We start from the raw sequence: 14,414 nt of genomic DNA on the forward strand, positions 1-14,414 counted from the left end.
TCACAGGCTGTTTGACTTTTCCTTTTCAGACACCGGATGGGCGGTGTCGCGGCCCATCACGATAGGCAAGCAGTCGGAGCGCGTTAAACACCACGACCAGGGTCGAACCTTCGTGCATCGCGACCGCGGGACCGATTCCGAGGCCGAGGATGGTCGCCGGCACCAGCACGGCGACCACGCCGAGGCTTACGTAGACGTTCTGCCGAATGATGGATTTCGTGCGCCTGCTGAGGCCTACCGCGAACGGGAGATGCGCCAGGTCGTCGGCCATCAGTGCGACATCAGCTGTTTCCAGCGCGACATCCGAACCGGCGGCGCCCATGGCGATGCCGACGGTGGCGTTCGCCATGGCCGGGGCGTCGTTCACGCCGTCGCCGACCATCGCGACCCTCGTGGTGTCGCGGATGGCCTTGATGACTTCGACCTTGTCTTCGGGGAGAAGATCGCCGCGCGCCTCATCGATGCCGACCTTGGCGGCGACCGCTTCGGCGACTCGCTGGTGGTCGCCCGAGATCATGATCATGCGCTTGATGCCGAGCGCGCGCAATCGCGCCAGAGCATCCCTGGCGGGTCTCCGCGGCGCGTCCATCAGACCGATCGCGCCGAGGTCGCGTCCGCCCATGCGCACGGCCACGCTTGTCTGACCGGCCAGGCGCAGCCGCTCGATGGCTTGCGTCATCTCCGCCGACAGGGGGGCTAGCCCGTCGACACCGAACATCTCGGCCTTACCGATGATGACATCTTCACCATCGATCTTCGCCGAAACACCCCGGCCGGTCAGGCTTTCAAGTGCCGTAGCGCGCGGGATAGGACTATCGCCCACATGCTCGCGGCCGTGCTCCGCGATCGCCCGCGCAAGCGGGTGATCGCTCAGGCTTTCGACGGCCACCGCAACCGCCATCAACGCCTCCCTGGTCACGCCCGCTGCGGGCACGATTTCCTGGATGCGCGGCTCACCCATGGTCAGCGTGCCGGTCTTGTCGAACGCGATGACGTCGAGCGATCCCAGCAGTTCGAGTGGAGCTCCGCCCTTGATCAGCACACCGCCCCGCGCGGCGCGCGCAATTCCCGAAAGGACCGCGCTGGGCGTGGCGATCGCCAGCGCGCAGGGGCTGGCGGCAACCAGCACCGCCATCGCCCGGTAAAAGCTTTCGCGAAACGGCTCGTCGACGACCACCCAGGCAAACAGGAGCAGGACCGCGAGCGCCAGCACGGCAGGCACGAAGACCCGCTCGAAACGATCGGTGAACCGCTGGGTCGGCGATTTTCGCGTATCCGCCTCGCTCACCATCTTCACCACCTTGGCGAGCGTTGTCTCGCTCGAAAGGCGGGTCACTTCGATTTCGATCAGGCCGCTGCCGTTGATGGTCCCGGCGAAGACCCGATAGGCCGCATCGAGCCCGTCCGGATCAGCACGCGCGGCCTCGTCGTTCATCACGAAGCGCTTGTCGACCGGCATGCTTTCCCCGGTCACCGGGGCCTGGTTGATCGCGGTGACGCCCTTCACGATGAACCCGTCCGAGGGAACCCGCTCGTCAGGCCTGACCACGACGATCGCGCCGACCGCCAACTCCTCAACGGGAACTTCGCGCAATTCGCCATCGTCACCGCGCACGGTGGCGGTTTTTGGAGCGAGCTCGGCAAGCGCCTCGATCGCGCGTTTCGCGCGGCCCATGGCGTAGTGCTCGAGCGCGTGGCCAAGGCTGAACAGGAACAACAGAAGGGCGCCTTCGGCAAAAGCGCCCAGCGCGGCGGCCCCCGCAGCCGCGACGAGCATGAGCGTGTCGATCTCGAACTTGCGCTGCCTCAGGTTGTCGACCGCTTCGCGCACGGTGAAGAAGCCACCGAAGAAATAGGCGGCGAGGTAAAGCGCGGTGGGCGACCATTCGGGCGCATCAGCTACGAGTTTGTCGATGGCGAAGCCGATAGCGAGCAGGCCGCCGCAGATGAGCGCAAATATCAGTTCCGAGTTCGCGCCGAGCGGGCCGCCATGTGCGTGATCGTGATCGTGCTCGTCGTGGCCCTGATCGGGCGGCGGCACGCCGGCGGCGGCGCTTTCGGGTGCGGGAGATTGATCGATGGTCTGGGGCGGTATCATGATCGAACCTTAGGAGCTTTGCGCAAGGACACTCCCGAAGGCCGCGTCTTAAGTGGAGCCGAGCACCGTTGTGTCCGGGGCGAACGCGCTGCACCCAGCTGTCCCCCGCTCCCAAGCTGGGTGGACAGGGCATCGGGGCAGAAGGCGGCCACGAGTTTGCTTGCGATCTGGCACTGGCTCATTCAGGCCTCGCGTTTCCGGCGATGGTCGGCGGCGAACAGGATTTCCACCGCCTCGAGAGTGATGAGCCCGATGCCGTGCATATCCGCGAGTTGCGGGACAAAATCGCGCAGCCGGTCTTCGCGGTCGACGAGCTCGATCACCATCGGCGGATTATCGCCGATACCCAGCGAATAGTGCCGATGCACCGCCGAACCCGAGGCGAAGCCCAGCCGACCGCGCAGAACGGTCGCCCCGGCCAGCCCCGCTTGTCGCGCCCTGCCGACGACGACGTGCACGGCCTCTTCGTCGCCATGCATCGCCGCCTCGTCAGTGTAGATCCGCATCAGCATGGATTTGGTCTGCGTCATCGTGCTCTCCTTCAGTCTGCACTTCGGCGAAAGACGTTCACACCGCGCCCTGTCGCCGCCAACGCGCGAGAGGACCGAAAGTCGGTAGCGTTGGCAACCACCGGCGCAGATCCCATCGCGGCCCGCCATCCGATTGCCGGGCGAGGATCAGGCGGGTCACCGCCGGAAGCACGAACAGGGTCAGGATCGTGGCGGTGACCAGCCCGCCGATCACGACAATCGCGAGCGGCTTCTGGACTTCCGCACCTGTTCCGGTCGCGATCGCCATCGGCACGAAGCCGAGCGAAGGCACGATCGCGGTCATGAGCACTGCGCGAAAGCGCTCGACCGCTCCCCCGTAGACCGCCTCGTCGAGAGGCATGCCCTCGCGCAGTCGGCCTTGCATGCTAGTCATCATGACCAGGCCATTGAGAACGGCCACGCCCGCCAGAACGATGAATCCCACCGCCACCGAGATCGAAAACGGAAGTCCGGTCAGCGCCAGCGAGAATATCCCACCGGCAATCCCGAGCGGAACCGTAACGAAAACGGCCGTAGCCATGCGCAGATTGCCGAGCGCCATGACGAGGAGGCCAAAGATAACCAGGCCCACAATCGGAACGACCACGCCGATCCGGGCCTGCGCGGCCTGGAGATTTTCATACTGGCCACCCCACTCGAGATAGGCGCCCGAGGGCAGCTGAACCTGTTGGGCGATCTTCTGCTTCGCCTCGGCCACGACCGAGCTGACGTCGCGCCCGCGCACGTTCAACTGCACCACCACGCGCCGTTTGCCGTTCTCGCGGCTGATCTGGTTTAGCCCTTCGACCTCGCTCAGGCTGGCGAGCGATCGCAACGGTACCGAAGCGCGCTCTCCCGCTCCGTTCTCCGGCAGCATGACGGGCAGGGCTCCGATGGCATCGAGATCGTTGCGCACGTCGTCGGGCAGTCGCACAACGATATCGAACCGCCGGTCGCCCTGAAACACGAGGCCACTCTCCGCTCCGCCGAGCGCGGCCGATACCGTTGCGGCAACTTCGTCCACAGTCAGACCGTGCGCGGCAATCGCGGGACGGTCAAATTGGATATCGAGGGTTGGAAAGCCCTCGGTTTGCTCCACGGAAACTTCGGTTGCGCCCTCGATGCCCGAGAAGATCCCGGCAAGTTCGTTCGCGGTAGCGGTCAGTTGCTCCAGATCGTCGCCGAATATCTTGACCGCGATGTCACCGCGAACCCCGGCGATCAGTTCGTTGAAGCGCATCTCGATCGGCTGACTGAACTGGAAATCGCTGCCAATCCGCTTGGAAATGGCCTTCTCCATTTCCGCGATGAGCTCAGGCTTTGACAAATCAGGATCCGGCCATTCGTCGCGGGGCTTGAGGATCACGAACGCATCGGAAATGTTCGGCGGCATCGGGTCGCTCGCAACTTCGGCCGTTCCGGTCTTCGAATAGATGTAATCGACCTGAGGAAACTGGCTGACGGTCCGCTCGATGCCCTGCTGCATCTCCAGCGACTGTGCGAGCGACGTCGAGGGAATGCGGATCGACTGGATCGACAGATCCTGCTCGTCGAGCTGGGGCATGAACTCGCTGCCAATGAAGCCGAACACCACGAGCGAAAATGCGAACACGCCGAAGCCTGCCAAAGCGGTCCGCTTAGGCCAGGCCAGGGCCTTGCGCAGCGCCGGCTCGTACTTTTCCCGCAGCCAGCCAACCGCGCGCACTTCCTTTTCCGCAACCTTCCCGCGGATCAGCAGTGCCAGCAGCGCCGGGACGAGCGTCAAGGAAATGACGAACGCCGAGAGAAGCGCCAGCATCACGGTAATGGCCATGGGCGAAAACGTCTTGCCTTCGACACCTTGGAACGTGAGCAGGGGCACGAAGACCAGCAGGATGATCGCTTGTCCGAACAAAGACGGTCGGATCATCTCTCGGGTCGATGCGATGACTTCCTCGAGCCGTTCGCCGAGCGCGAGTACGCGCCCTTCCTCGTGCTGGCGTTCGCTGATGCGCCGGAGGAAATTCTCCACGATGATCACGCTGCCATCGACGATCAGGCCGAAGTCGAGTGCCCCGAGACTCATTAGATTGCCCGAGACACCGACCCGGTTCATTCCGATTGCCATCATCAGGAACGACAGGGGAATGACGAGCGCGGTGATCAGCGCCGCACGAAAGTTGCCGAGCAGCAGAAAAAGCGACGCGATAACCAGAAGCGCGCCCTCGGTCAGGTTCTTCTCGACCGTCGCGATCGTCGCATTGACAAGCTTCGACCGGTCGAGAACGACATCGAGTTCGACGTCCGGCGGCATTGTCTGAGCGAGTTCGGCGAGGCGATCGCCAGCAGCCGCAGCGACCGCACGGCTATTCTCGCCCAGCAACATCAAGGTGGTACCGACGACCGCCTCTTCCCCGTCCTTGGATGCTGCGCCCGTGCGCAAATCGCCGCCGTTCTTGACGGTGGCGACATCGCGTACGCGCACGGGGATGCCTTCGCGCCGCGCTATGATTGCGTCCTCGATTTCCTCAATCGTGCGGAAGCGGGCATCGGAGCGAACGAGGAAGGCCTCACCGCCCCGCTGGACGTAATTGGCCCCGACCGAGAGATTGATACTCTCCAGCGCGCTCGCCAACTCGTCGAAGCCAATGCCGAATGAAGCAAGCCGTGCAGACGACGGAGTTACCACAAATTGGCGGGCATAGCCCCCGATCGAATCGACGCCCGCGACACCATCGACGTTGCGCATTTGCGGCGCGATGACCCAGTCTTGCAGCGTTCGCAGGTAGGCCGAACGCGAGACTTCATCGGTCAAACGTTCGCCTTCGGGCGTAAGATACGATCCATCGGCTTGCCAACCTGGCCCGCTACGCGCCTTGCCGGGCGTTGGGTCAGCGTAGCTGACGGTCCACATCAGAACCTCGCCCAGGCCTGTCGAGACTGGCCCCATCGAAGGTTCCGCCGTGGCCGGTAGATTGTTGCGCACCGTGGTAAGGCGCTCGGCGACCTGCTGGCGCGCGAAATAGACGTCGGTGCTGTCGCTGAAGATCGCGGTGACTTGCGAGAAGCCATTGCGGGAAATCGACCTCGTCGATTCGAGGCCTGGGATACCCGCGAGCGAGACTTCCACGGGGTATGTGACCAGGCGCTCGACGTCGAGCGGAGAGAGTGTCGGATCGACCGTATTAATCTGGACCTGGTTGTTGGTGATGTCCGGAACGGCGTCGATTGGCAGATTGAGGAGATTGATCGTACCCCAGATCGCGACCGCCGCCGTTACGAACAGAACGAGGATGCGGTTGCGAACCGACATCTCGACTAGGCTGGAAATCATCTTGGCAACTCCGGCTCGATCTGAATCAATGTTCTGCTTCGCCGCGTCCGAGCTCTGCCTTGAGCAGGAACGCCTTGCGGCCCGCGATGCGCGTGCCGGCGGCAAGCCCACCAAGGATCTCCACCCTTTCCGAAGTGCGCGCCCCGACCTGCACGGGCTGGACCTTGAAGCCGTTGGCGGTCCGGACGAACACGACATCGCGGCCGTCCACCGATTGCACGGCCTCGGCCGGCACCACCAAGGCACCGCCTGTTCCTTCCGGTGTGCGACTTTCGATCCGCACTCTTACATACTCTCCTGGGAGGAGGCCTGCGCCGGAGGCGGGGGCGAGCACGACAGTGGCCGAGCGGTTCTCGACATCGGCGGTTGGCGTCACGCTGAGAACCCGCGCGGAAATCTCGCCTTCGGGCGCTTCGACGCGGGCGGATGCTCCTATCAGTATACGTCTGGCATCCTCGGCAGGAACCGCAGCCTCGATCTGAACGCTGTTGGCGTTGGCAATGCGGTAGAGCTCGTCTTGAGCCGTCACGTACGAACCGAGGACTACTGGCGCGCCCGTCACCCTGCCCGCAATCGGAGAACGTATGGCAATGGTGCGGCCTGACGCATTTGCTGCCGCCGCGGCCTGCCTTGCCCGCGATACCTCGGCGAGGGCTTGCTGGTATTCTGCCCGAACTGTTTCGAGACCGGCACGCGCCGTTACCTGCTCATCGTAAAGTTTCTGCTCGCGTTCGAGCCTCGTCCGCGCGAGTTCGGCGCGAGCCTGCGCCGAGGCAACATCGGCGGATATCGCCGCCGCTTCCCGGCTGTCGATCGTGGCTACGGTCTCACCGCGGCGAACAGGGTCGCCCAGCCTTTTCGCGATACGTGCGACCCGCCCCTCCGCACCCGCGCTGAGCACGGCTTGGCCTTGCGGCGATGTGGCGACGCTACCTTGAGCGATGATTTCGGCACCGAGCGAACTCGCGCTTGCCGCTACTATGTCAAGCTGGGAAGCCTTGATCTGCTCATCGGTAAGCTCGACAATCCCCTCGGCTGCATGATTTTCTTCCGAGCCTTCGGTCGCTACTGCGTCCGAACTCTCGGTCCCGTCGCCTCCCCTCCACAACCAGAGAACTGCGATTAGAATAAGCACGGCTCCCGCCAGCGCTACGATCAGATTTCTGCGGTTCATTTTTGAAGACTCCTAGAGCGCTGAAAGACGGATGAGACGCGCCGCGGCCTGTCCGCGGGTCTCCTGCGCGTCGATCAGCGCGTTACGGATGGCATCGCGCGCCTCGGCGGCGCTAAGAACTTCGATGAGCGGGAAGCGACCCGCCCGGTATCCGATGCGAACCAGGCGCAAGGCCTCTTCAGCCTGCGGAAGCGAAGTGTTCGACAAAGTGTCGACGCGCGCTTCGGCGGCCAGGAATTCGGCGCGCGCTTGCGCGACTTCCTGCCGGAAATCGGCCCGGACGATAGCTTCGCGCGCAGTAGCCGCTCGCAGCCGCGCTTGAGCCGCGGCTATGTTCCCCTGGTTACGATCCCGGAATGGGAGCGGGATGGCCACGCCGACGAGAAAAGCGTTGTCCTTGCTCTCGGAGAACCGGCGGACACCTGCTGATATCACCGGATCCGGTACTCCCAGCGACTGCTCGCGAGCGATCGCTGCTTCAGCGGCTGTGGACTCCGCCCGCGCGACTTGTAGTCGCAGGGTGTCCTCGCTTGCGACAAGCCCCGCAGGTGGTTCGATGTGCGGAATGTCGGCAGGAACGGAAGGAAGCGTTTCGGACGCGCTCCACAGCGATCCGAGAGCCGCGCGCGCCGCAATACTAGCGGCTTCGGCGGCCTGCAGCTCGGCCTCGGCCTCCGCTAGCGCCGCCTTCGCGCGAAGGGCCCGCAAAGGCGGCTCGCGCCCTGTCTCGACTAGCAAATCGGCTATGCGGGTCAGTTCGCGATTGCGACCAACGATATCCTGAGCCAGCTCGACCCTCGCGGAGGCGGCGGCGGCACTGACGTAGCGCTCCCGCACAGAGAAGCCCAGTTCCGCTAACGATAGATCGCCTCTGAGCGAGGTGACACGCGCTTCGGCTTCCGCGGCGCGAACGCGCGCACTCCGCTTCCCTCCGAGCTCAATGCGCTGGCCGACGGCTAACGTGTATTCTGTCGCCCGGAGACCCGAAAACGCACCGGTTCCGGCTATATTTTCAGCCTCGAACGATATTTCGGGGTTCGGGCGTAGCCGCGCTTGCCCGACCAAGGCTTCGGCCGCTTCCGTATCGGCGCGCGGTCCAATTATACGGGGATTGAGCTCCGGACCTTGTCTCTGCTGATCCAAGTCCTGCGAAGCGCCCGCACGGATCAGTGCGTCCTCCAGCGTCAGAAGCTCACGCTCCTGCGCCGCCACGGTCGTGGCATGAGCGGCGATGAGCAGCCCCCCAAGAAGCACTCCTCGCCAATGAATGGCTGACATTTTTCGAAAATTCCTCTGCTGACGATCCGAACTGCGCTGCGGCATGCAGCACGGTGACGGTCGTCAGGCGCGAGGGGGGCGCTTCAGTCGGTCGGTAGTGTCGGAAGCGAGCATTTCGGCGGGAGGCGCATCGGGGACCACCACCAAAGGAGGGACCGAATCCTTCTGCGCGGTGCCGGCAGAGATCGCTCCGTGATGACAATGGCCGTGTCCACACACGCCGTGTTGCTCGACCGGCGTATCCGAATCGTCCGGAAGTTCGTCGGCGGCTGCGGATGACGCAGACGCGCTATCGAGCGAAGCCAGAACGGGCGTGCTTCCCGGCGCCACTTCGGCGCCGCAAGCAGCAGCATCCGCCGCCGTCACGAACACCATCGCGACCAGCATGAGCAGGACGACGAAAGGGTGCAGGACAAGGCGACGATAGCTTGTGGTCATGGATTCCGAAGGCTCCTAGCAAACCGGATCGAGATTGCAAGTCCCTTAACGCAATAAAGTATAAGTCGTTTGTTACAGTATAACAGCCCTCGAAGACTATTCGGTTTTACAAGAACGGGACGATCAGGCCGCGCGAAGCTCGGGATGGGGATGCTCGCAGCGATGCACCTCGATCGTGACGTGCGCATATTCTGCATGCTCTGAAAGCCGGCTGGCATAATTGTCGGGCGCGAGCGGATCATCGGCGATGAGCGAGGCGATGACTGCATACTTGCCCGGACCGATCCGCCAGATGTGCAGATCGCCGATCGCGGCGTCCCGGTCCTCGAGCGCCTCGCGCACCTCTGTGTACCGTTGAGAGGCCGCTTCGGCGTCCACAAGCACGGCAGCGGTATCGCGCAGCAGTGACCATGACCAGCGCCCGATCACGAATGCACCCACCAGCCCCATTGCCGCGTCCATCCATGCCCAGCCGAGGTACATGCCGGCGAGAAGGGCCACGATAGCCAGGACCGAGGTCAGGGCATCGGCAAGCACGTGGAAATAGGCGGAGCGCAGATTGTTATCGGCATGCGCATGGTCGTGGTGATGATGATGGTCGTGATCATGCCCATGGTGATGATTGGCACCAAGCAGCCAGGCACTCGCGAGGTTCACCACGAGGCCGAGCACGGCGATCCAGATCGCCTCGGTATAGGCAATCGTGAACGGGCTGACGAACCTTTGAGCCGATTCAACCGCGATCCCGATTGCGAAGATGGCGAGGACAAGCGCGCTCGCGAAGCCGGCGAGGTCGCCCACCTTGCCGGTACCGAATGTGAAACGCGGGTTGTTCGCATGGCGCCTGGCAAACCAGTAGGCGAAGGCCGCGACGCCCAAGGCACCTGCATGGGTCGCCATGTGGATACCATCGGCTAGAAGCGCCATCGATCCGGTCCACAGGCCAGCGACGATTTCGACCACCATCATCGCGGCGGTCAAGGCAACGACATAACGCGTGCGCCGCTCATGGGCGTCGTGCGAGGCGCTCAGGAAGTTATGATCATGGGCGAGCGGATTGGAGTCGGCGTGATGCATGCGAGGCTGATACCCCGAGATGCCTTTCCAAGAAATCCCCTCTCCAACCGAAAAGGCAATCGACGACGATTGTCTGTGATGATCGCCGCAGCCAACCGATTGAAGAAATGCTGCGGCGACCAACAGACTGTTATCCCTTAGTCTTGGATCGGGACGTGACGGTCCTGCGATCGACCACGGTGATCCGGCGCGTCTTGGCATCGATCACCAGTCGTTCGGTGACGCCATTGCCCGGAAAGGCGACGACATAACGCGGATTTAGCGAAAGCATCTGCTCGTTGCGCTTGAACCCGGCGCGGGCACCAAGACGACGATCGAGCGAGTAAGTCAGCTGCTGGACTTCGCGGCGCTCGGCCCAGCTCGCGGCGAGGCGATCGGCACCCTTTCCGTCGCCGCCATGGACCAGGAAGAGATCAGGAACAGCATCGCGAACCTTGTCCAGCGTTGCCCAGATAGTGTCGGCATAGACGCGCGCGTCCTCAGCGTTGTCGAAGCTCTGGCGACCACCGGCAAAGACGACCGGAGTTCCTTCAGGGATCAGGGCGTGGCGCCGGTTCTCTGCGCGAGCGCGGAGGAAATCGCGGGCATCGATCACGGCCGAAGTGAGGTTGCGCGAATGGCTGGTCCGCGAGCCCGAAACGGGCTTCCATGACGAACCGGTCTCGTCGCGGTACAGCGCTGCGGCTGCCTCGCGCATCTGCTCGAAGGCCAGCATGCTGGCTTCGGCGGCCTGTGCACGCTCGACCTGCTCTTCCAGATTGCTCGAATGCACTTCGGAGCCGTCGGCCGATGCGAGCAGGACCCGGATCTCGTCGCTGGCCCGGTCAAGCTGAGCCGACTTGCGGCTGGCTGCGCGGTGGAAGAGATTGACCATACCCCATGCAATATCCTCGGCGTCGGCCTCCAGGGCCGTATCGGAAAACATCGCGAAAAGGTCGGACCAGACTGCGGCGAGGATCTGCTCAATCGCGTCCTCGCAAGGAAAGTCGGTGGCGTTGAAGGGGGCTGGCCTGATGCTGAGGCCTGAAAGGTCGAGGCCGCTCAACTGGTCGATGAAGCTGTCGTACATGGGGTGTCTCCTGATCGCGGGGACAAGGAGAGGAGGCACCATTGCCTCGGCCCTGTCCGCCGGAGCCCGATCAGGGCCGGGGAAAGGGGCGTGACGCACCGCGTAGCGGGAAACCTGCGGCCCTAGGCTGGCGCGGGCAACACGGGCCGACGGGCCGCAGGTTGCGGCTCGCCCCGGCCGGCCCAAGGGCCTCTCCCGGCGGAGAGGGATGAGGCAGGATCAGGACCCGGTGTCGCAGTTGGATCGGGAGCGCTCGAAGATCGCTTCGCCATTCGAGAACCGACCGACCATGCGCAGCTCACCGAACAGGTCGATGAACCTACCCGAGACCTGGCCAAGCCAGTGCCGTGCTCTCGCCGTTCGTGGGTTGTAGAAATCCGCCTCCGAGTATTGGGCATCGTCGCGTTCGGCGAGCCAGATCGCGGCGAGCCCGCAATAGGTCGATATGCCGCAATCAGCGAAGGCATTGCGCAGGAGGATACGATCTTCGCGGCCGCGCCATCCATCGAAGCGCTCGAAGGAAGGAAAGGTCGCCTTCGCAGTATCGATGACCTCGTCGACGAGGCACTCATAAACCCAGTCCGTGTCGTCCTCTTCGCCGACATCGAGCAGGCGAAAGGCTACCACGGAGCCGGTCGGAGAGCTGACGGAACGTCCCATCTCACTACTCCTTAGGCTGCATCGGCGAGATCGATGTCGGCCTCGCTTTCACGGGATTGATGACACCCAAGGTCAAGCAACAGGCTGGCAGCTTCTTCGGCCTTGGCCGCGGCGGTCAGGATCGCGCGCTCGTCCGATTTGAGGATCTTGAGCCAGGACGCGATGTAGCTGGCGTGATGGTCGAGGTGGGTGACCGGAAGGCCCAGTTCTGCCCCGAGAATGGCTGAGGACAGTTCGGCGATCAGTTCTTCGGCTGCATAGGCATCGCTGCCGAAGCGGTTCTTGAGATCGCGGTCGAGCCGCGAAGAATGACCCGTCCAGTGCGACAACTCGTGTGCGAGTGTCGCGTAGTAGTGGTCATAGGCTTCGAAGAGTTCGGCCGGCGGCATGGTGACCCGGTCGCGCAGCGGCTCGTAATAGGCCTGCGCACCATGGTGGCGAAGGTCTGCGTCGATCTTGCCGAAGAAGGCATCGAGCCGGTCTTCACGTCCTTCGGGTTCCAGCGCGGCAACCAGCGGCTTGGGATGGTAGAGTGCAGGGAGGCCATCGCACTGGTCAGCGTTGAACACGGCGTAGGCCTTGAGCACGCGCCGGTTCTCCGTATCCTGACCGCCTTCAGCGTTTTCGACCTCCTTGGTGTAGCTCTTGTAGAAGATCGCGATGGTCGACTTCTCGCCTTTGCGGACCTGACCACCGAGCTTCTGGCACTGGGGGTATGTCATCCAGTATGGCGAGGCGTATCCGCAGGCATCGGCCACCATCCAGAGCCAGAAGGTATTCATGCCGCGATACGGTATCCCGCAGCTCCGCAAGGGCCGCGAGACCGGCACACCGCGCCACGGCTTAACCCAGGGCTTTGTCCCTTGCTCGAGTTTCTCGATGATGGCGGCGGTGATGCGCTGGGCTGGCGAAGCTGAAACAGCGCGGCGGGACTTGGTCATGGGAGGTCTCCTGATCGCCGGGACGGAGATGCCCCGGCTCAGGAAGAGCAAAGCTCCCTCTCCTCTCTTTTTGCTGCGTGCTACCTTGCACGCGCCGGATCTTCCGTCGGACACGGGGTCGTACGGCAAGCAATCGCTCAAAAACCGGTCCCTGCGGCTTGCCCATTTGCTTGCGATCAGCTAGCCGCCCGCCAATGCGCCAGCTCCATTTCCTGTTTTTGTTGGCATTGCTCCTGGTCTCGCATGGCGGGCTTCCGGGATCGATTCCGCATCTGGAAGCGGCGCATGCACATGAGGCGGCAAGCGCGCATCATGCGCATGAGCACAATTCCGCCGATGTCATCGAGGTCGAGACAGACGCCGATTCGCTCGCGTCCGAAGATATCGTGCCTCACCCCGCTTCGCATTCGCACAGCTCGATTGCGATGCCGGACCAGACCGAGTTCGCGGGCAACGCCCCTGCGCCTCGAACACTTCTGCGGCCGGGCGAGACACCGCCTCTCATCGGCTTTTCGCCAGCTCCGTTAACACAGCCCCCATCAGCCTGATTTTCTGAATCCGGCCCGCGTTCCGGGCCAATTTCCATTCAGACAATCAGGAGCAGTCTATCATGCACGTGTCCACGCGTGCCGCCCTTCTGGCGGCCACGTTGGTGTGGGCGACCTCGGCATCCGCCCAGACGTACACACTCGAGGAGGCCGTTCGAACTGCGGTCGCCAATTCACCGCAGGGCGAGGCGACCGCCGCGCGCCTCGACGGCCTCAACGCAGCGCGAAGCGCTGCCGATACCAACCCCGCGCCCACGATCGATGGGACCGTCGAGAACATCGGCACCCCGGGCTTTTCCCAATGGCAGATCGACGGGACTTACAACCAGCGATTGGAGCGCGGCGGCAAACGCGCGGCGCGCGTCGGCCTCGCGCAAGGTGATATCGCCGTTGCCGAGGCCGAGGCGCTCGTGCGGCGTCTCGATCTCGCGAGCGAAGTCCAGGCGTTGTACGTGGAAGCGCAAGCCGCCGCCTTGTCGCTCGAACTTGCCAGGAGCAGGGTCGAGATCGCCGAGACCCTCGCCAATGAGGTGCAGCGCAGGGTGGATGAGGCGCGCGACCCTCTGTTCGCCGGAACGCGGGCCCGCACGCAACTGGCCGAAGCTCGGGTGGATCTTGGGCTGGCGGAACACGCCTTCGAAGCCGCTCTGGCGCGCCTGGCGCTCCTTACCGGCGGGGATCCAGGCAGCATCGGGGTCGTGACCTCGGGCTTCCTCGAAGCCGAAGAGATTGCCATCACCACTGCCGACCTTACGCCAGTCGATCTTGCCGTCTTCCAGGCCCGGCGCGAGAGGGCGGACGCGAACTATCGCCTCCAGGAAGCCAATTCGCGGACAGATCCCACTGTCTTCGCGGGGCCCAGGTTGTTCGGCAATGGCGACGTCGCCGTCATAGCGGGCTTCTCGCTGCCCTTGCCCAACCGCGCGCTCAATCGGGCCAACATCGACCGCGCCGCGGCCGAGCGGCGGCAGGTCGAGGCGGACCTCGCGGTCGAACGGTTCCAGCGTCGCCGGCAGATCGCTCTGGCGGCCGAACGCGTCGAAGAGGCGCGCCACGAGGCCGAGGCGATCCAGGAGCAGGTAGTGCCTGGTGCCGAACAGACCCTTCGGGAGGTCCGTGCCGGCTACAATCGCGGAGGGTTCACCTTTCTCGATGTCTCCATTGCCCAGACCGCATTGCACGAAGCCAGAGTCCGCTTCGTCGATGCGCTCGCCGAATATCATCAGGCCAAGGTCGACTACGACCGACTGACTGGCCGCTTCATCGAACTTGTTGGGGGTTATTGATC

General features: G+C 63.7%; 12 protein-coding genes. 2 read left to right on the forward strand and 10 right to left on the reverse strand.

Annotated features, from left to right (window positions below):
* Positions 1-25: 25 nt before the first annotated feature.
* From AC13F2_RS02285 to AC13F2_RS02330, 10 genes are all read right to left on the reverse strand, one after another.
* Positions 26-2,098: a heavy metal translocating P-type ATPase gene (locus tag AC13F2_RS02285; RefSeq protein WP_482964167.1), complete on the reverse strand. Its 2,073-nt coding sequence runs from the start codon at positions 2,096-2,098 to the stop codon at positions 26-28.
* A 182-nt stretch (positions 2,099-2,280) separates the two neighbouring features.
* Positions 2,281-2,628, reverse strand: coding sequence for a DUF190 domain-containing protein (locus tag AC13F2_RS02290; RefSeq protein WP_482964168.1), 348 nt, complete (start codon positions 2,626-2,628; stop codon positions 2,281-2,283).
* Between the two features lie 37 nt (positions 2,629-2,665).
* Positions 2,666-5,941, reverse strand: a complete 3,276-nt coding sequence (locus tag AC13F2_RS02295) for an efflux RND transporter permease subunit (RefSeq protein WP_482964169.1) — start codon at positions 5,939-5,941, stop codon at positions 2,666-2,668.
* Positions 5,942-5,966: 25 nt separating this feature from the next.
* Entirely contained in the window at positions 5,967-7,115 is a 1,149-nt protein-coding gene (locus tag AC13F2_RS02300; protein WP_482964170.1) for an efflux RND transporter periplasmic adaptor subunit, read from the reverse strand.
* A 12-nt stretch (positions 7,116-7,127) separates the two neighbouring features.
* A complete protein-coding gene (locus tag AC13F2_RS02305) occupies positions 7,128-8,393 on the reverse strand; it encodes a TolC family protein (RefSeq protein WP_482964171.1) in 1,266 nt (421 codons plus the stop codon).
* 63 nt (positions 8,394-8,456) lie between these two features.
* Positions 8,457-8,831, reverse strand: a complete 375-nt coding sequence (locus AC13F2_RS02310; protein ID WP_482964172.1) for a hypothetical protein — start codon at positions 8,829-8,831, stop codon at positions 8,457-8,459.
* Between the two features lie 123 nt (positions 8,832-8,954).
* On the reverse strand, positions 8,955-9,908 hold the full coding sequence (dmeF, locus tag AC13F2_RS02315; RefSeq protein WP_482964173.1) for a CDF family Co(II)/Ni(II) efflux transporter DmeF: 954 nt from the start codon (positions 9,906-9,908) through the stop codon (positions 8,955-8,957).
* 130 nt (positions 9,909-10,038) lie between these two features.
* Positions 10,039-10,977 (reverse strand): DUF2493 domain-containing protein, encoded by a 939-nt coding sequence (locus AC13F2_RS02320; RefSeq protein ID WP_482964174.1) that lies wholly within the window; start codon positions 10,975-10,977, stop codon positions 10,039-10,041.
* A 219-nt stretch (positions 10,978-11,196) separates the two neighbouring features.
* Positions 11,197-11,637, reverse strand: coding sequence for a hypothetical protein (locus AC13F2_RS02325; RefSeq protein ID WP_482964175.1), 441 nt, complete (start codon positions 11,635-11,637; stop codon positions 11,197-11,199).
* 11 nt (positions 11,638-11,648) lie between these two features.
* Positions 11,649-12,578: an ArdC family protein gene (locus AC13F2_RS02330; protein ID WP_482964176.1), complete on the reverse strand. Its 930-nt coding sequence runs from the start codon at positions 12,576-12,578 to the stop codon at positions 11,649-11,651.
* 194 nt (positions 12,579-12,772) lie between these two features.
* Here AC13F2_RS02330 and AC13F2_RS02335 point away from each other — a divergent pair, with 194 nt between their 5' ends.
* Both AC13F2_RS02335 and AC13F2_RS02340 read left to right on the forward strand, forming a co-directional pair.
* Positions 12,773-13,126, forward strand: coding sequence for a hypothetical protein (locus AC13F2_RS02335; protein ID WP_119594115.1), 354 nt, complete (start codon positions 12,773-12,775; stop codon positions 13,124-13,126).
* 62 nt (positions 13,127-13,188) lie between these two features.
* The gene (locus AC13F2_RS02340) at positions 13,189-14,412 is read left to right on the forward strand and encodes a TolC family protein (RefSeq protein WP_215229583.1); all 1,224 of its coding nucleotides are present in this window, start codon (positions 13,189-13,191) and stop codon (positions 14,410-14,412) included.
* Positions 14,413-14,414 lie beyond the last annotated feature (2 nt).

The sequence above is a fragment of the Qipengyuania sp. L-5Y genome (assembly GCF_056859455.1).